At 61.8% G+C, this 18,017-nt stretch carries 16 protein-coding genes; 7 read left to right on the top strand and 9 right to left on the bottom strand.

All coding sequences use genetic code 11. The features are described 5' to 3' along the window. Positions 1-363: 363 nt before the first annotated feature. From ACTIE1_RS13405 to ftsW, 4 genes are read right to left on the bottom strand one after another with little or no spacing between them, the layout of a single operon-like run. Positions 364-651, bottom strand: a complete 288-nt coding sequence (locus ACTIE1_RS13405) for a hypothetical protein (RefSeq protein ID WP_439563439.1) — start codon at positions 649-651, stop codon at positions 364-366. Next, a complete protein-coding gene (gene murC / locus ACTIE1_RS13400; protein WP_439563005.1) occupies positions 651-2,063 on the bottom strand; it encodes a UDP-N-acetylmuramate--L-alanine ligase in 1,413 nt (470 codons plus the stop codon). The genes ACTIE1_RS13405 and murC overlap by 1 nt, the downstream gene beginning before the upstream one ends. After that, positions 2,060-3,160 (bottom strand): UDP-N-acetylglucosamine--N-acetylmuramyl-(pentapeptide) pyrophosphoryl-undecaprenol N-acetylglucosamine transferase, encoded by a 1,101-nt coding sequence (locus ACTIE1_RS13395; RefSeq protein WP_439563004.1) that lies wholly within the window; start codon positions 3,158-3,160, stop codon positions 2,060-2,062. Before ACTIE1_RS13395 ends, murC begins: the two co-directional genes overlap by 4 nt. A gap of 1 nt (position 3,161) precedes the next feature. Beyond that, the gene (gene ftsW / locus ACTIE1_RS13390; protein WP_439563003.1) at positions 3,162-4,340 is read right to left on the bottom strand and encodes a putative lipid II flippase FtsW; all 1,179 of its coding nucleotides are present in this window, start codon (positions 4,338-4,340) and stop codon (positions 3,162-3,164) included. A gap of 221 nt (positions 4,341-4,561) precedes the next feature. Between ftsW and ACTIE1_RS13385 the strand changes: the two genes are divergently transcribed. Beyond that, on the top strand, positions 4,562-5,320 hold the full coding sequence (locus tag ACTIE1_RS13385) for a hypothetical protein (protein ID WP_439563002.1): 759 nt from the start codon (positions 4,562-4,564) through the stop codon (positions 5,318-5,320). On the opposite strand, the gene ACTIE1_RS13380 is transcribed toward ACTIE1_RS13385, so the two are convergent. The 3 genes from ACTIE1_RS13380 to ACTIE1_RS13370 form a co-directional block, all read right to left on the bottom strand. Beyond that, the gene (locus ACTIE1_RS13380) at positions 5,315-7,603 is read right to left on the bottom strand and encodes a right-handed parallel beta-helix repeat-containing protein (RefSeq protein ID WP_439563001.1); all 2,289 of its coding nucleotides are present in this window, start codon (positions 7,601-7,603) and stop codon (positions 5,315-5,317) included. The genes ACTIE1_RS13385 and ACTIE1_RS13380 overlap by 6 nt on opposite strands. Positions 7,604-8,011: 408 nt before the next feature. Beyond that, the gene (locus ACTIE1_RS13375) at positions 8,012-8,413 is read right to left on the bottom strand and encodes a DUF4864 domain-containing protein (protein WP_439563000.1); all 402 of its coding nucleotides are present in this window, start codon (positions 8,411-8,413) and stop codon (positions 8,012-8,014) included. A gap of 59 nt (positions 8,414-8,472) precedes the next feature. Next, the gene (locus ACTIE1_RS13370) at positions 8,473-10,050 is read right to left on the bottom strand and encodes a lysine--tRNA ligase (protein ID WP_439562999.1); all 1,578 of its coding nucleotides are present in this window, start codon (positions 10,048-10,050) and stop codon (positions 8,473-8,475) included. A gap of 109 nt (positions 10,051-10,159) precedes the next feature. Between ACTIE1_RS13370 and ACTIE1_RS13365 the strand changes: the two genes are divergently transcribed. The 5 genes from ACTIE1_RS13365 (at position 10,160) to ACTIE1_RS13345 (ending at position 13,892) form a co-directional block, all read left to right on the top strand. Then, positions 10,160-10,582 (top strand): tellurite resistance TerB family protein, encoded by a 423-nt coding sequence (locus tag ACTIE1_RS13365; protein ID WP_439562998.1) that lies wholly within the window; start codon positions 10,160-10,162, stop codon positions 10,580-10,582. A gap of 87 nt (positions 10,583-10,669) precedes the next feature. Next, positions 10,670-11,212, top strand: a complete 543-nt coding sequence (locus ACTIE1_RS13360) for an RNA polymerase sigma factor (protein WP_439562997.1) — start codon at positions 10,670-10,672, stop codon at positions 11,210-11,212. A gap of 4 nt (positions 11,213-11,216) precedes the next feature. Continuing rightward, the gene (locus ACTIE1_RS13355; protein ID WP_439562996.1) at positions 11,217-11,984 is read left to right on the top strand and encodes an anti-sigma factor family protein; all 768 of its coding nucleotides are present in this window, start codon (positions 11,217-11,219) and stop codon (positions 11,982-11,984) included. 234 nt (positions 11,985-12,218) lie between these two features. Next, the gene (locus tag ACTIE1_RS13350; RefSeq protein ID WP_439562995.1) at positions 12,219-13,526 is read left to right on the top strand and encodes a sulfite oxidase; all 1,308 of its coding nucleotides are present in this window, start codon (positions 12,219-12,221) and stop codon (positions 13,524-13,526) included. A gap of 15 nt (positions 13,527-13,541) precedes the next feature. Further along, on the top strand, positions 13,542-13,892 hold the full coding sequence (locus tag ACTIE1_RS13345; protein ID WP_439562994.1) for a hypothetical protein: 351 nt from the start codon (positions 13,542-13,544) through the stop codon (positions 13,890-13,892). 47 nt (positions 13,893-13,939) lie between these two features. Here the strand turns inward: ACTIE1_RS13345 and ACTIE1_RS13340 are convergent, their stop codons facing one another. After that, positions 13,940-14,743: an LOG family protein gene (locus tag ACTIE1_RS13340; RefSeq protein ID WP_439563026.1), complete on the bottom strand. Its 804-nt coding sequence runs from the start codon at positions 14,741-14,743 to the stop codon at positions 13,940-13,942. A 114-nt stretch (positions 14,744-14,857) separates the two neighbouring features. Here ACTIE1_RS13340 and dapD point away from each other — a divergent pair, with 114 nt between their 5' ends. Next, on the top strand, positions 14,858-15,688 hold the full coding sequence (dapD, locus tag ACTIE1_RS13335; protein WP_439562993.1) for a 2,3,4,5-tetrahydropyridine-2,6-dicarboxylate N-succinyltransferase: 831 nt from the start codon (positions 14,858-14,860) through the stop codon (positions 15,686-15,688). A gap of 75 nt (positions 15,689-15,763) precedes the next feature. On the opposite strand, the gene ACTIE1_RS13330 is transcribed toward dapD, so the two are convergent. After that, complete coding sequence (locus ACTIE1_RS13330) at positions 15,764-17,947, bottom strand: RNA degradosome polyphosphate kinase (protein ID WP_439562992.1); 2,184 nt, start codon at positions 17,945-17,947, stop codon at positions 15,764-15,766. Between the last annotated feature and the right edge of the window lie 70 nt (positions 17,948-18,017).

Below are 18,017 nucleotides of genomic sequence, written 5' to 3'. Positions count from 1 at the left end.
TCGGGCGGCATCCGGTCCGATTAGGGGTGCATTGTATCAAGGCCCAACCTGCAGTTTCCTCTATGTGACCCGCGAGTCACCTCCTCCAAGCTCAACCTATAAGCGACCAAACCTCCGCTTTGAACCAAATAATGTGTTTTTTCACACTGCGTGACACTCCCGCAGCACCTGTCACACGACACCCCACAGGTTCAGCCCCTGCATTGCGCGCAGCTCATGATCCGGCTGCCCTGCCGGACAGGCAGGCCGTATCCCTGTCCGGCAGGGTTTCATTCTGGTGAAAATATCCACGGGGTTTCTGAAGGGGGGTGTGCCCCCCTTCAGGCAGGGGGTTTGGGGGGCAGCCGCCCCCCAAGGCCACCCTCAGGACAGATCGCGCCTGCCGCGCAGCCACCCCATCGCCGCGCCCAGCACCAGCCCCGATGTTGCCGGCAACACAAAAACCGTCAGGAAAATGGCCGCCATCACCCCGTCAGCCGTGCCGGACACGCCGCGCAGCGACCAGTACAGCCCGCCCGCAATCAGCGCATGCCCCAGAAACACCGCCCCGAAGGCCCTGCGCCAGTCGTTGCGCAACAACACAAATCCCAACGCCGCGCCCGCACAGCCCGCCGCCACCATGAACAGGTAAATCAGTGTCTGCGCGTCCATCAGGCGGCTTTCGTCTGCAACCGCGGCAGCAGCGCATGCGCCCAGCCCGAAATCGTCCCCGCCCCCAGACATACGACCATATCGCCGGGGTTCGCATGCGCGCGCACCAGCGCCTCCAGATCATCTTCGGTGCTGACAGCAAAGGCCGCGCGGTGGCCATGTGCCGCCAGCCCGTCCAGCAGGTCGTCGCGGCTGGCACCGGCAATCGGGTCCTCGCCTGCGGCATAGACCGGCGCGATTCCCACAATATCGGCTTCATTGAAACAGGTGCAGAAATCGTCAAACAGGCTGGACAGGCGCGAATAGCGGTGCGGCTGGTGCACGGCAATGACCCGCCCCTGTCCGCCCAGCGCCTGCCGGGCCGCGCGCAGCACGGCGGCAATCTCGACGGGGTGGTGGCCGTAATCGTCAATGATGGTCACGCCGCCCACTTCGCCCACACGGGTAAAGCGGCGGTTCACGCCGCCAAATGCGGCAAGGGCTGCCCGAATCTCCGCGCCATTCATACCCAGATGCCGCGCCGCCGCCACAGCGGCCAGCGCGTTGGACACATTATGGTCCCCCGGCATGGGCAGGCTGCACCCTTCGATCACGCGGCCTTCATCCTGATACGCAATATCGAAATGCGCGACACCCTTTTCATAGCGCAGGTTGATCGCGCGGATATCGGCCTGCGCATTGAACCCGAAGGTGACCACCCGCCGGTCGGTGATCTTGGCAACCAGCGCCTGCACTTCGGCATGATCGGTGCAGCAGATGGCCAGCCCGTAAAACGGAATGCCCTCGACAAAATTCAGGAACCCGCGCCGCAGCGCGTCGAAACTGCCCCAATGTTCCATATGTTCGGGGTCGATATTCGTGACAATCGCAATGGTTGCGGGCAGCCGGTTGAACGACCCGTCGGATTCGTCCGCCTCGACCACCATCCATTCACCTGCGCCTGCGCGCGCGTTGGACCCGTAGGCATGGATCACGCCGCCATTGATGACAGTGGGGTCCAGCCCGCCACGGTCCAGCAGGGTTGCAACCATTGTGGTGGTGGTGGTCTTGCCATGCGTGCCCGCCACGGCAATATTGGACCGCAGGCGCATCAGTTCGGCCAGCATCTCGGCGCGGCGCACCACCGGCAGACCCGCGCGGCGCGCGGCTGCCAGTTCGGGGTTGTCGGGCTTGATGGCGGTGGACACCACGATCACCTCGGCCGCGTCAACATTCTCGGCGCGCTGGCCAATGAAGATTTCGGCGCCCAGCTCGGCCAGCCGCTCGGTGATGGGCGTGGCCTTCAGGTCGGACCCCTGCACGCGGTAGCCATGTGTCATCAGCACTTCTGCAATGCCCGACATGCCGATCCCGCCGATACCGATAAAATGGATCGGGCCTATGTCGGTGGGCAGTTTTGTGGCGGGGCTCATGGCTTTTCCTTTCGGGCAAGGGCTTCGACCAGCGACACCAGATGCGCGGTCGCATCCGCGCGCCCTGCCGACAATGCGGCGCGCGCCATGGCATCAGCCCCTTTGGGGTTGGTCAGGATGGACAGCAATGTTTCCGTCAGGGCGGGTGCTGTGAATTGCGATTCGGGAAACACGACGGCCGCATCGACCCGCGACAGCATCTTGGCATTGGCCGCCTGATGGTTGCCTGTGGCCGCAGCAAAGGGCACCAGCACGCTGGGGCGGCCAATCACCGAAATATCCGCGACCGAGGACGCGCCCGCGCGGCTGATGACAAGCTGGCATTCCGACAGGCGGCGGGGAATATCACCGAAAAACGGCGCAATCTCGGCGCGCACGCCCCCCGCATCATAGGCATCCACCACCCGCGCGATGTCTTCCTCGCGCGCCTGATGGGCCACTGTCAGGTTGCGTTTCAACGCATCAGGCAGCGCGGCAACCGCGTCCGGCACCACATCCGACAGGATGCGCGCGCCTTGTGATCCGCCAATCACCAGCAGGTCCATCGGGTAATCACCGGGCGCGATATAGCCCGCGCCTGCACGTTCATGCACGGCGGCGCGCACGGGGTTGCCGGTAAACACCGGCTCAATGCCATCGGCCCCCTGAAGGGGCCATGTCCCGCAGGCCAATGTATTGACGCGTTTGGCAAAAAACGCATTCACCTGTCCCAGAACGCCGTTTTGTTCATGGATCATACGCGGCACGCGCAGCACGACCGCCGCCCCCAGCGCAGGCACGGACGGATAGCCGCCAAACCCCACCACCACGCGCGGGCGGTCCAGCACCATGCCCGCCACGGCGCGCAATATCCCCAACCCCAGACGCACCGGCACAAGGGCCTTGGCGACAAGCCCGCCACGCGCGAAGGTGGCCGCATTCACGGTTTCAACCTTCACCGCATCCGGAAACCCGCCTGCATAGCGTGCGCCGCGCGCATCGGTGGACAGTTTCACCCGCCAGCCTTGGGCCAGAAGTTCCTCGGCCAGGGCCTGGGCGGGGAACATATGTCCCCCCGTCCCCCCGGCAGCAATCAAAACAAGCGGTGCCTTGGCCATTTCAGCCCCCTGAACCCAGACCGCGACGCGACAGGATCTCGCCAATCTCGCCCTGCGGTCTGCTGCGTGTGAATGCCAGCAGCATACCGATTGCCATGCCTGTCGCAAGCAGGGACGACCCCCCATAGGACACGAACGGCAAAGTCATGCCTTTGGACGGCAGCAACCGCACGGCAACGCCCATGTTGATCATGGCCTGAATCGAGAAGACGGCCACAATGCCGGTCCCCGCCAGCCGGATGAAAATATCGCGTTCCCGCATCAGCCGGAACAGCGACCGCAGCAGGATCATCGCATATAGCCCGATGATGAACAGCACCAGAACGAAGCCGTATTCCTCGGCGGCCACGGCAATGATGAAATCGGTATGGGCATCGGGCAAGGACCATTTCACGCGCCCCTCGCCGACACCAGCGCCGAAAAACCCGCCTTCGGATATGGCGTTTTGCGCATAGCCCATCTGGGTGCGCGGGTCCACATCAGGGGCCAGAAACCCGTCGATACGGCGGGCAAAATGCTCGGACGAATTATAGGCCGCCCAGCCGCCGACAACCACCAGCCCCGCAAACCCCACCAGCAGCGCCATGGGCGCACCGGCCACAAAATACATGATCATCCAGCCCGCTGCGATCAATGCGGCCTGTCCGAAATCCGGCTGGATCACAAGCAAGCCCACAACCAGCAGCGTGAACCCGAAGGACAGCGCCCGCCCCGGCGGGCCGTTCAAATCCTGCGAGGAGGCCATAAGCCATGCGGCGAATACCGCTAGCATGGGTTTCAGAAACTCTGACGGCTGGAACGACCCGAACCCGAGGCTGAACCAGCGCGTTGCCCCCTTGCCGAAATCCGTGCCGAAAAACGGCAGCAACATCAGCGCCAGAAGGCTGGCGAAAAACCCAAGCACGGCAAATCGGCGAATGCGTTCGGGCGAACACATCGACAGGCCCAACATGGCCACAAGCCCCAGAATACCGAAGAACATTTGCCGCTGGACATAGAAAAACGGCGGCAGCCCATTGCGCGTGGCCAGTGGCGGGGACGCGGCAAGCCCCAGAAGCAGGCCCACGGCCATAAGCAACAAAACCCCTGTCAGGGTCATTTTATCAATGGTGCGCCACCAACGCGGAAGGATAGGGTCCACCACGCGCATGGGCGCGGTGCCATAGACCATTTCTGTCATGCGACTGCCTCGATAGAACCGCTATATTGCCTGTATATTGCCTGCTTACGCCCGTTTTTACGGGTCTATGCGTAAACTCTAACCCGAACCGGCGTTTCAATCCAGCACAAACACACATGCGACGGTCACACCACCGTGGCCGCGATGACACGGCGCAAAACAAGGGCTTGAACACGCATTGCGGGTTGCGCAAAAAGGCCAGGGCACAGGGGCGGTCATATATGCAATTCAAGCAGCACATTCAGGCCATCTGGGCGCGGCTCTCTCCTCCGCCGCAGGCGGCGCCTGCGGCGCTGCCGATTGTTCCGCTGCCGCAGGACAAACCCGTCACGACCAAGGTCGCGATCGATGCCTATCTGGATGTGCTGTTGTCCGATATCGCCGCCTATGCGCCCGCCCCCCTGCCGTCCCTGATCGTCACCGGCACCATGCGCTGCGGCAAGACGCTGGTGGCGCGCGGGGTGGCGCGGCGCAACCGCATGTACCATGTTCCCAGCGACAGGCTACGCCACGCAAGCTATATCAACAGCGACGATGCCACCAAGCTGCGGGTGATAAAATACATCTACAAGCGCCTGCTTCTGGCCTATCCGACAGGGTTGGTACTGGACGGCACTGTGTTTCTGGACAATGGCGTGACCCTGCCGCACTGGGCGGCATCGCGCGGCATAGGGTGCGTGGCCATCGGCTATTCGCAGGACACGCCCGCACGCAAGGCCCGCCACATGATCGCATTTCGCAAAGCCCGCGATTGCTGGACATCGGGCCGGAAGTCGGATGCGGAACTGCGCCAGCTGGCGCGCAGGATCATTGGCCGCAGCAAGGACATCAAGGCCCAATGCGCCGCCAATGGATGGCCGTATTTCGATCTGGATTCAGGCCGCTTCCAGATTGAAAAACGCCGGATCATGCGGCGCATCGAACGGCAGTTGCACGCCAGCCGCAGCGCCCCGCCACATGGCGGGGCACCACGCCTATAGCGGGCGGTCCACGCGCATGGTCACAACCGCGCGCCCCCGTGTGGCCACAGGCCAGCGCAACCGCGCCTGATTGCTGTCAGGCCCCTGATTGACCTGCACATAGGGCGCATCATGGCGGATCGCGTCACTGCCATCGCGCGCGGCATCTTCCATAACCACTGACGTCACTGTGCGCACGCGCCCGCCAAAAGGCATTTTCGCCCCTGATTCAATCGTCCAGCTGGTGGCTTCGGTGTTTTGTTCATGGATGATGACAGTCGGGCTTTCTGTCGGGAAATCCACGCCATTATAGGCGTTATCCTGAAACAGCACATTGCGGAACCGGTTGTATTGCAGGCCCGCATAGGTGGTGTCCACAGCCTCGACCCGTTCGATCGCATTGCCCGACAGGCGGAACACATTGCCCTGCACCACCAGCCCCTGAATGAAATGCCCCGTCCCGAAGGGTTTGAAAATAAGATAGCGGAACCACGGCGCGACGCTGATGGCAAAGAAAATATTGCCCGTGACCGTCAACCCCCCGAATGAAAAGCCGGTTGTGTGGTCGGGGAATGCATCATGTTCGTTTGTCATCTCGATAAAGCAATTGTCGATGTAATTGCCCGTCACGGTTGTTTTGACATTGCCCGCACTCAGGATCAGGCCTGCCTGACGAATGCCCGCAGACGTGCCGTCCCCCTGAAAGAAATGGTTGCCGCTGACAATATGGCCACTGCCCGCAATCACCCCGAAATGCGCCCACAACACAGCGCGGTTATTGCGGATCTTGGCATCGTTATTGTTGACATTGAACGCGATGACCGTGCGATCTTGCGAATTCAGTGTCATTTGCGAACTGCTGAACTGGCAATTGTCGATCATCAACCCCTGACAGGCCACCCCGATGGATGTGATGGCGCGGTCGCGCGGGCGGTTGAAATCGCATTGATTGAAGCGGAAAATACGCCCCCCTTCCGCCAGCATGACCGCCGATCCGCGCCTCCGGCAGATGAATTCCAGATTGTGGAATTCAAAATTGCGCAGGCTGGAAAAGCCCGAAAAATCCAGCCCGTAGCGGAAGCGCTCAAAAGTGAATTCCTGCGTCATCGCGCCCCCGTGCAGCGGCAGGCTAAGGGTCAGGGTGCCCGCTGCCACATTGCGCGACCGCACATAGACTTCGCGCCCCACGCCCACGCCACTGACCCGCGCGCCCACCGGAATGGCCGCCACATTGCTGATACCGCTTAGCAGAAGCGGGCTGGACGGGCTGTAGGTGGCAATCGCGGTTGCCGTTTCGGTATCCCATGCGGGGCTTGCAATGAAATCCAGCTGGCCATCTGCCAGAACCCTGCGCCGCGAAGTGTTGTCATAGCCTGCAAGCGCGAACACATCGACGGGGCCGTTCAAGGGCACGCGCCGCCCCTTCAGGTTGAATTCCATATGTTCATTGCTGTGAAACAGCGCCTGCACCCCCTTGCGAAAGCCCGCCTCGGCATTGCCGAAGGCCGCCTCATAGCCGGTCAGGTCGAAATTCTGCTGCAAGATCAGGACGGTCTGCGGGTCCATGGCCAGCGTGCCGCGAAACACCGCCTGCATTGGGATGGTCAGGTCATCGCCAATGGCAAACACGCCCTCAGGCACCAGCAGGCTGCGCCCGTTTGCCGCCCCCATCGCCGCCAGAAAGGCCGCGCGGTCATCGCTGACGCCGTCGCCCAGCGCACCGAAATCGCGCACATCGACAAGGCCCAGCAGGTCGCGGGTGTAAAGGGCGGTAATATCCTCGATGATCAGGTCGTCAATGCGCACCACGCCGCCGGTGGGGCCGGTCAGGTCCAGCCCCAGATGCGCGATATTGACCGACAGCGGCCAGACCATATCGACCGACGGGCGCGCGCCGGTGCCAATGATGGCCTGCACCTCAATGATCTGGCCATAGGTGGTCAGGGTGGTCTGCGCGCCTGTGGTTGTCAGGCCGGTAACTTCGGTGCCGCTGCTGTCGCCGGTCCATGCGGCAATGCGGACATTGGGCATGACACCGGCCACCGCCTTGATGCGCGCGCGCACGCGCAGGTAGCTGCCGGGCAGGACGGGCACTTCGCCCATCCAGCGCAGGCGCGTTGTGGCGCTGATTTTCTGCACCTCCAGCGCGCCGCCGAAATCGGGGTCGGCGGGCACGAAGGCCGCGAAGGCGGCCGCGTCATATGTGGGTGTTCCGGGGCGGCCGGTGGTCTGTGACCACTGGTCCAGACCGGCTGAAAACGGCGGGGGCGTGATTGCCTGCGGGTTGGTAACGGCCAGGTTCATGAAAGACCCTTTCTTGTCAGTCGATGTGCTGCAATCGGATGACAGAGCGGGGCTGTATGTTGGCCTGCCTGACCGATCATCCGGACAGTGCAGACTTTAGCAAGGGGGCGTTAAATCCCGCTGAGGGCAGCGTGCGCTGCTTCTGTGGGGCAACGCCTGGTTGGCCTTTTGGAGACATTGCCGAGATGCCCCAAGGTGCGGGACAAGGCCGAAGGCCGCCGCACCATCGGTGGGCCGTCCCGCGGCCTGCCGATTATTCTGATGGCAGTCCAAGCCTATGATCTTGGGAGTATGCCGCTTAGATAAAGTGAACTTCTCCGGCGGCGGATCGGCAGACCCCGGCCCACCGATGGCGCGGGCTTTATCCATGTGTGAGGGGCAGAGTCAGGCCATGCGCCCCCCCTCGCCTCAAACCCCTGTTTCAGGCGTCCTTAACAGTTGCACACCGTTGATCTGCCAGCCATCGCCTGCGGGCACCATCTGATAGGCCAGAAAATGCAACCGCCCCTGTGCATCGCGGATCATGACGCGCTGGACCACACCGGCGGGGGTTTGCGACTGCTCCAGCATGGTGACATCCTCGGGTCGGTAGACCATCGGATAGCCGTCCTGCACCATCATCCCGAAACGGTCGGGCGTTCCGAACAGCCGCTTTATATTGGGGCTGGCATAGCTGAAGGCGCGATCAAAATCATCTGCCTGAAGCGCTGCGATCTGGTCTTTGATAATCTGGCGTATATCGGCGCTGTCTTGTGCCTGCGCGGTCGTGACCGCCAGCACAAGCCCCATGGCCGCAAACAAGGCCCGCATGGTGTTCCCCTTTCACGCTAGGATGGGAGTCCTACGCAAAAGGGGAACGTCCGGATCACTTATGCCAGTTCACCCGCAAGGGCGCGGTCAATCAGGGCGACCGTTTCATCCACACCATACAGCGCGATGAACCCGCCGAAACGCGGCCCCTGCGACTGGCCCAGCAGCACCTCATACAGGGCCTTGAACCAGTCGCGCAGGTTTTCAAACCCGTGATCCTTGCCCACGGCAAATGCCAGCGTCTGCAATTCCTCGGCGTCCAGCCCGCCTTGCCATGCGCGCAACCGTGCGGCCAGATCTTCCATCGCCGCGCGTTCCATGTCACCTGGCGCACGGAACTTGCGCGCAGGGGCCACGAAATCACGGAAATACGCCAGCGCGAACCCTGCCGCCTGATCCAGATCGGGGTGGGTTTCGGGCGCCGCATCGGGCGCATAGCGGCGGATAAAGCCCCAAAGCCCCTCTTTGCCCGTAGACCCCGCCACAGATGCAAGGTTCAGCAACATCGCAAAACTGACCACCATATTCGACGCAGGCGGCTTGCCACCATGAATATGCCACACAGGATTGGCCACCTGCTGTTCCGGCGTCTGGTCGGGATAGGCGCGCAACTGCTGGTGATATTCATCCACGGCCTTCGGGATCACATCCCATGACAGGCGCTTGGCCGTGCGCGGCTTCAGGAACATGTAATAAGACAGCGATTCCGTGCTGGCATAGGTCAGCCATTCATCAATCGTCAGGCCGTTGCCCTTGGATTTGCTGATCTTCTCGCCATTCTCGTCCAGAAACAACTCATAGACATAATGCTCGGGCTTCTTGCCGCCCAGAATTTCGCAAATCCGGTCATAGATGGGGGTGTTGGTCGAATGGTCCTTGCCATACATCTCGAAATCGACATCCAGCGCGGCCCAGCGCGCGCCGAAATCGGGCTTCCATTGCAGCTTCACATTGCCGCCAGTGACCGGCAACGTCCATTCGCGCCCGTCCTCGTCATCGAATGTGATGGTGCCGTTCTTGCCGTCCACATGTTTCATCGGCACATACAGCACGCGGCCGGTTTCCGGATGGATCGGCAGGAAAATGGAATAGGTCTGCTGCCGCTCGTCCCGCAGGCTTTTCAGCATGACGGCCATAATATCGTCATAGCGTTCAGCGGCCCGCAACAGCACCGCATCGAACTGGCCGGATTTATAGAATTCCGTCGCGCTGATGAATTCATACTCGAACCCGAACGTGTCCAGAAACCGGCGCAACATGGCGTTGTTATGATGGCCAAAACTCTCATACTTGCCGAACGGGTCGGGCACCGATGTCAGCGGGCGCTGCAAATGTTCGCGCAGCGCATCAGGGTCGGGCACGTTGTCGGGCACTTTGCGCATGCCATCCACATCATCGGAAAAACAGATCAGCCGCGTGGGCACATCACAGATCGCCTCGAAGGCGCGGCGGATCATGGTTGTGCGCGCCACCTCGCCGAAGGTGCCGATATGCGGCAGGCCGGACGGTCCATAGCCCGTTTCAAACAGCACATATCCCTTCTCGGGTGTCTTGCCCTTGATCCGCGCAACCAGCTTGCGGGCCTCCTCAAAGGGCCAGGCTTTGGATGTCAGGGCGGCCTCACGCAATGCGGACATGGACACTTCACTTCCTTGTGGGGGGTGGATAACAGCCTCACTCCCTATTGCTCCTTGCAAGCCACGTCAATATTCTGCGCGCCAAACAGACATTCCAAAGGACGTTCCCATGTCGCCCCTACCTCAGCCTCTGTCACCGCAGGATTGTCTGGTCGCGCTTATGATCGCGGTCTCCGCGGCCGATCAGGAAATCCGCACCGCCGAACTGGTGGCAATTCAGGCGCTTGTGAATCACCTGCCCATCTTTGCCGAATATGATGCCGACCGCATCAAGACCATTGCCCAGACCGTGTTCGACCTGCTGGAAGAAGAAGACGGGCTGGATGCCCTGTTCGGGCTGGTGCGCGAAAACCTGCCCGACAAACTGAATGAAACGGCCTATACAATCGCCTGCGACGTGGCCGCATCGGATGGCAAGCTGTCGCAGGCCGAGTTGCGCCTGCTCGAAGAAATCCGCCATGAATTGCAGATCGACCGCCTGCATGCGGCGGCCATAGAACGCGGCGCACGCGCACGCCATATGCGGCTGTAAGGCAGGCTTGCGCCGGAAAGCTGCGCCAGAAACAGGCTGACAAACTGTCGCAGGCGCGCTAGCTTCCCTTGCAGGAGGGGAGTTCCAATGCCCAGACAACGCCGCCACCATGACGCGCTTCTGGCGTTGCGCCGCAGGTTGTTCGGCTATGCCTGCGCACTTTGCCCGAACCTGCCGAACGCCGAAGACCTGTATCAGGACACGATGCTGCGCGCCATGTCCGCGCGCAGCGTCCCGCACGACCAGACCGCACTGCGCGTGTGGGTGTTCCGCATCATGCGCAACCTGTGGGTCGACCGGCTGCGCGCCGCCGGTCGCCTGCCGGACCTGACCAGTGATGATGATATCGACCTGCAAATCGCGCTGGACCGCCCCGATGACCTGACCGTGAACAGGCTGGCCGTGCGGCAGGCCTTCATGAAACTGGCCAAACCGCATCGCGACGTTCTGGCACTGGTGGATATCGCGGGCTTCAGCTATGCAGAAGCCTCGGACCTGCTTGATGTGCCCCAAGGAACCATTATGTCACGGATCAGCCGCGCACGCGCCGCCCTCGCGCTTAGCTTGCAAGACGACGACACGCTTATCGCCCTGCCGCGCGCGCAAGGCAGGCGTTTCACCGGGATATAGGCCAATGACACAACAGCCATTCTCCGACAACATGCTGAACGCATTTGTCGACGGGGAACTCCCGCCGGAACAGGCCGCATCCGTGATCACCGCACTGGCCGAGGACCCCGCACTTGCCCGCCGTGTCGCCACCTTGCAGCGGCTGAAAACATCCCTCGCCACCTTCCACAGCGATGTCCTTCCGCCGCCCCTGCTGCCTGCTTTGCCCGACCGCATCGCATGGCGCTGGCCTGCGGCGCTGGCGGCTGCGGCGGCAGGGGCCGTCATTGCTGGCGCAGTCTGGTTCACAACGCCCCCCAACGGACCTGACGCACCCGACACGCAGACCCGCGGCACCGCGCAACACACCCCGCTTGACCTGCACCAAAGCTGGGCCAGCGCAGATATTGCCACATCATCCGCGCATCTGCCTGATGAGTTCACATGGCTGACACCGGTCATGCGCGCAACCGGCTTGCAACTGGCCTATTCCGGTGACTGGCAAGGCGGGCTGCATCTGGGCTATGTGGGCGCGAATGCCTGCAAACTCAGCCTGTTCATCCACCCCGATGACGCGCCCGACAGCGCCCTGGACATCCATCTTGACCAGCATCTGCAACAGGCCAGCTGGACAACATCGGGGCTTCGGTTCAACATTGTCTCGCAGGATATGGACATGTCGCGCTTCGCCACCATCGCGACAACAGCCCATGCCAAAAGCCGCGACCACCTGCCCGCCAGCGCCGCCCAGATCGCCCTGATCAATGCCGCGCGGCTGCCTTGTCTGGCCTGACCCCGCCCGGCACGTCCCCACCCACAGCCCGGATACCTGCACGCCTGTTTCATTCTGGCGCAAATATCCTCAGGGGGTGAGGGCCGCAGGCCCGAGGGGGCGCGAGCGCCCCCTGCCTTGGTGCAAAAATATTTTTGCACCCGCATGGAATAATATACATCGCGCAGTCGTCTTTATACTTACGGGCGCTTTCACGGTGCCCTTCTGGCTCTGGACATGGGAGGATGGAACAGCATGCCACATAAAGAACGCGGGCTTATCGAACTTTACAATGACGATCCCGAACGTGCGGAATATCTGGTTTTCGGGCGCAAGGCGGGGCCGGACCGGCGCGGGTTCCTGCGCGGCGCGGGGCTTGCCTCGATGGGGGCGGTGCTGGGCACCACAATCCCGTTCAGCAGCAATATGCCAGCGGGCCTCATGCCTGCGGCGCTTGCCGAAACCATCAACGAATTCAGCATCGAGTCCAAACATGCCGACATGATCGTGCATAACGACCGCCCCATGAATGTCGAGGCCGCGGTGCATCTGCTGGATGACGACATCACCCCCGCGGCACATCACTTCATCCGCAACAACGGCACCATGCCCATGCCCATGAGCAAGGCCGACTGGCGGTTGAAAATCGACGGCGAGGTGAATGAAGAACTGGAACTCTCTTATGACGAGTTGATGAATGATTTCGAGCAGGTCACCATGCAGGCGCAGCTTGAATGCGGCGGCAACGGGCGCGCGGGCTTCAACCCGCTGCCACGCGGCAACCCCTGGACCATCGGGGCCATCGGCAATGCCGAATGGACCGGCGTGCGGGTGCGCGACATCCTGCGCCGCGCGGGAGTGAAGCCCTCGGCGGTGTATACGGGCCATTTCAGCTATGATGAACACCTGTCCGGCGATCCCGACCGCCAGGCCATTTCGCGCGGCGGCCCCATCGACAAGATGATGGACCCCAGCACCATCATCGCGCTGAAAATGAACGGCGAGGATATTCCGATTGAACACGGCTATCCCGCGCGTATCGTGGCCCCCGGCTGGGCAGGTTCGGTCAGCCAGAAATGGGTCACCCGCATCTGGGTGCGCGACCGTGAACATGACGGCCCCGGCATGACGGGCCTAAGCTACCGTGTGCCGCGCTTCCCTGTCGAAGCGGGTGCAGAAGTCGCGCATGAGGATATGATGGTCATGGGGTCCATGATCGTGAAATCCGCCATCACCAACCCTGTCGCGGGCGCTGAAACGCGCGCGGGCGCGCCTTTTGCCATTCGCGGGCAGGCTTGGGCCGGTGACAACCATGTGGTCAAAATGGAAACCTCGATCGATTTCGGGGCGACATGGCAGGTGGCGCAGCTTCATGCACCGGCCAACCGCTATGCATGGCAGCGCTGGGAACAGACCGTGATTCCGCCCATGGCCGGATATTACGAAGTCTGGGCACGCGCGACCGACAATCAGGGCAACAGCCAGCCCATGGTTGTGCCGGGCTGGAACCCGCGCGGGTATCTGAACAATTCCTGCCACCGCATCCATTTCACGGCCGTATAAGGACAGCACACCAACATGAAACCCCTGACTTCAATCTGCGGGGCGGCCCTGGCCGCCGCCCTGCTCACTCTGGGCGCGCCACATCAAGCCAGCGCAGAGGAACGGATCACAACGCTTGCGGATGTGCCCGAAGATTTCGAGTTCTACCCCCTGCCCCCCGGCGAGGGTGTCGATGAGGTGTATTACGGCTGCATCGCCTGCCACAGCCTGCGCACAGTCACCAATGGCGGCTATTCGCGGCGCGTCTGGGATGAATTGCTGGACTGGATGGTCGAGGATCAGGGCATGATGGACCCTGAACCCGATGTGAGAGAGGTTATGCTGGACTATCTTTCAACCTATCTGGGCGAAGACTGGCAGGGCTGAAAACAGCCCGCGCCAAATCGGGTCAGGTCAAGACAGGCCAAAACAGGTCAATCGCAGCCGTCAGGTTTGAAATTATCAATGATTTCTATAGCCTCGGCTGCGGTTTCGACAAAATGGAACAGGCCCAGATCTTCGGCGCTTATGGTGCCCGCCTCGGCCAGTGCATCCCAGTTGATGATTTTCTGCCAGAATTCGCGCCCGAACAGCACAAAGGGCATTTTGCGCATGCGTTCTGTCTGGATCAGGGTCAGCGTTTCAAACAGTTCATCCAGCGTGCCGAACCCGCCGGGAAACACCGCAATCGCCTTGGCGCGCATCAGGAAATGCATCTTGCGGATGGCGAAGTAATGGAAGTTGAAGCACAGATCAGGCGTCACATATGAATTCGGGGCCTGTTCATGCGGCAACACGATATTCAGCCCGATGGACATGCCGCCCGCGTCCTTGGCGCCACGATTGCCCGCCTCCATCACACCGGGGCCGCCGCCTGTGGCGATCACATCCTCGCGCCCGTAGCTTTGCACGGATCGCAATGTCATCAGGCGGGCAAATTCGCGCGCTTCGTCATAAAACCGCGCCAGCCCCGCCAGCGTTGGCGTGCTGGCCTGATCCGCGTGCTCGGGGCGGGGAATGCGCGCGCCGCCAAACATGACAATGGTGGACCGGATACCGCGTTCATTCATCAGCAATTCTGGCTTCAGCAGTTCCAGTTGCAGCCGCACGGGGCGCAATTCGTCACGCAGCATGAAATCCTTGTCGGCGAATGCCAGACGATAGGCGGGGTGGCGCGTTTGCGCCGTGTCGGGAATGTCATCCCAGTGCTGGATGTCTTCGCTTGCGTCAGGAAAGATACGGTATTTGGCGTTCTCGTTCAAAAGGGCCTCCAATCGCGCGGGGAAGTTGCGGTTTGCCTGTCCCAACGCTATAGCCAAGCCCAACCGATGACCAGAGGAATGGAGTCCCCGATGACCGACACTGCCGCGCTTGAAACCGCAATCGAAGCCGCGTGGGATGCCCGCGACAGCATTACCCCCGACACCAAGGGGCAAACGCGCGACGCTATTGAGGCTACGCTGGACGCGCTGGACAATGGCACTCTGCGCGTGGCCGAACGGCGCGACACTGGCGACTGGCATGTGAACCAATGGGCCAAGAAGGCCGTGCTGCTGGGGTTCCGCATCAAGGATATGGAACCCCATGACGGCGGGCCGCAGGGCGGCGGCTGGTGGGACAAGGTGGACAGCAAGTTCAAGGGCTGGGATGCCGCGCAGTGGCGCGCGGCAGGGTTTCGCGCAGTGCCCAACTGCGTGGTACGCAAATCCGCCTATATCGCGCCCGGTGTGGTGCTGATGCCGTCCTTCGTGAACCTTGGCGCCTATGTGGACAGCGGTTCCATGGTGGACACATGGGCCACTGTGGGCAGCTGCGCGCAGATCGGCAAGAATGTGCACCTGTCGGGCGGTGTGGGCATTGGCGGGGTTCTGGAACCCATGCAGGCCGGACCCACCATCATTGAGGATAACTGCTTCATCGGCGCGCGCTCCGAGGTGGTGGAAGGCTGCATCATCCGTGAAGGCTCCGTTCTGGGGATGGGCGTCTATATCGGCAAATCCACCAAGATCGTGGACCGCGAAACCGGCGAAGTCACCTATGGCGAAGTGCCGCCCTATTCGGTGGTCGTGTCGGGCACCATGCCGTCCAAGGGCGGCGTAAACCTGTATTGCGCGGTCATCGTCAAGCGCGTGGATGCGCAGACACGGTCCAAGACCGGCATCAACGAATTGCTGCGCGACTGATCACGCCGTCCGGCCCCATGACACAGAAAGGCGCGCCAGTGCAGCGCGCCTTTTTTACCGGCCCGTTACGCAGCCTCAATCATCTTCATGCGTCAGTTCGGGCACATCTTCGGCCCCCGCCGACCCGCGCCCCGACAGGGACGGGTTTTCCATGAAAAACCGGTGGCAGTTGAACAGGCGGCGTTCCTCGCCTTCGCGGGGCAGAACGCGCAGCGCAGGGCCATCGGGTTGCAACACCCAGCTTTGGGCCTCATCCGCCAGATTGGCCGCCATCACCTGCCGCACGATCTGCGCCTTGACGGTGGGGTTCATGATTTCCACCAGCGTTTCCACCCGCCGCACCAGATTGCGCCCCATCCAGTCGGCAGAGGACATGAACACCCGCGCCTGTTCCGATGGCAGGCCCGCGCCATTGCCGAAACATACAATGCGCGAATGTTCCAGAAACCGCCCCACGATGGACTTGACGCGGATATTGTCCGACAATCCCTTGATGCCCGGACGCAAACCGCAAATGCCGCGCACAATCAGGCTGATTTCCACGCCCGCGCGGCTGGCATCATACAGCGCGTCAATCACATCAGGGTCGATGATGGAATTCATCTTGGCCCATATCTGCGCGGGACGGCCTGCACGGGCGTGCTCGGCCTCGGCGGCGATAAGTTGCAACAGGCGCGGTTTCAGGCTGATGGGCGAAATCGACAGGTTTTCCAGCATCGCGGGTTCTGCATAGCCCGACACATAATTGAACACGCGCGTTGCATCCCGCCCCAGCGCCGCGTCACAGGTGAACAGCGACAGGTCGGTATAGATGCGCGCCGTGATGGGGTGGTAATTTCCGGTTCCGAAATGGGTATAGGTGACCAGCCTGTCCCCTTCGCGGCGCACCACAGCGCTGATTTTCGCGTGTGTTTTATAGTTCACGAACCCGTAGACCACATGCGCGCCCGCACGTTCCAGCCTGCGCGACTGGCGGATATTGGCGGCTTCGTCAAAGCGCGCTTTCAACTCGACCAGTGCGGTGACGGATTTGCCCGCCTCGGCCGCTTCGCACAGCGCGGCCACAATGGGGCTGTTGCGCGATGTGCGATACAGGGTTTGCCGGATCGCCAGCACATCAGGGTCGCGCGCGGCCTGTTCCAGAAACCGCACCACCATGTCGAATGTCTCATAGGGGTGGTGCAGCAGCATGTCCTTCTGGCGGATCGCGGCGAACATGTCGCCATGGTGGTCCTGCACACGTTCGGGCACGCGCGGCGTGAACCCCGGCCACAGCAGGTCGGGGCGGTCGTCCAGCACCAGTTCCTTCAGCGTGGAAATGCCCATGATGCCATGCACCTCGACCACTTCGGTGTCGGACACGTCCAGTTCTTCCATGACAATGTCACGCAAGTCCTGCGGCGCCCCTGCGGAGATTTTCATGCGCACCACTTCGCCCCTGCGGCGGCGTTTCAGGGCGACCTCGAATTCGCGGACCAGATCCTCGGCTTCCTCCTCAACCTCCAGATCGCTGTCGCGCAGCACCGAGAACGTGCACGACCCAAGCAATCTGTAGCCGGGAAACAGGTTATCCATTTCCGCAAGGATCAGTTCTTCCAGCGGCAGCATGCGGATACTGTCACCGGGCAGGCGCAGAAAGCGGTCGATCTGGCCGGGAATGGGCACCAGCGCATGCAGTTTGCGCCCGCGCTTGTCCTCCAGTTCCATCGCCAGTGAAAAACCCGCATTGGGAATGAAGGGGAACGGATGTGCAGGGTCAATCGCCAGCGGCGACAACACGGGAAAGACATTTTGCAGGAAATAATCCGCCGCCGCCGTGCGGTCAGCGGCGGTCAGGTCCTCATGCGACAGGATGGTAATGCCCGCTTCGGCCAGCAACGGCCGCAGGATGACCCACACTTCCTGTTGTTTTTCCATCAGGCGGCGGGCGTCTTCATTGATCAGCACAAGCTGTTCGGCAGGCGTGCGCCCGTCATCCGACGGCGTGCTGTTGCCCGCCCGCGCCAGTTGCCGCAAACCAGCAACCCGAACCGTATAGAATTCATCAAGATTGGCTGATGAAATGGACAGGAACCGCACCCGTTCCAGCAAGGGCACGCGCGGGTTCATCGCTTCCTCCAGCACGCGCCAGTTAAAGGCCAGCCATGACATTTCACGGTTGAAAAAACGCTCCGGCCCTTGCGGGTCGAACCCGTCCAGAACCTGTGGTTCGGGGAACGGGGCATTCAGGAAATCTGCAGAGGGCTGGGGCTGGGTCATGGCGTCCTGATAGCGCTGGATTGTGACAGTTTTATTGCGGCGTAGACGAAGTTTGTACCGGTGCAGGCGC

Source organism: Roseinatronobacter sp. (assembly GCF_051859525.1).
GTDB lineage: Bacteria > Pseudomonadota > Alphaproteobacteria > Rhodobacterales > Rhodobacteraceae > Roseinatronobacter.
The sequence above is the reverse complement of the archived record's forward strand: the minus strand, read 5'-3'. Positions and strand labels throughout refer to the sequence as shown.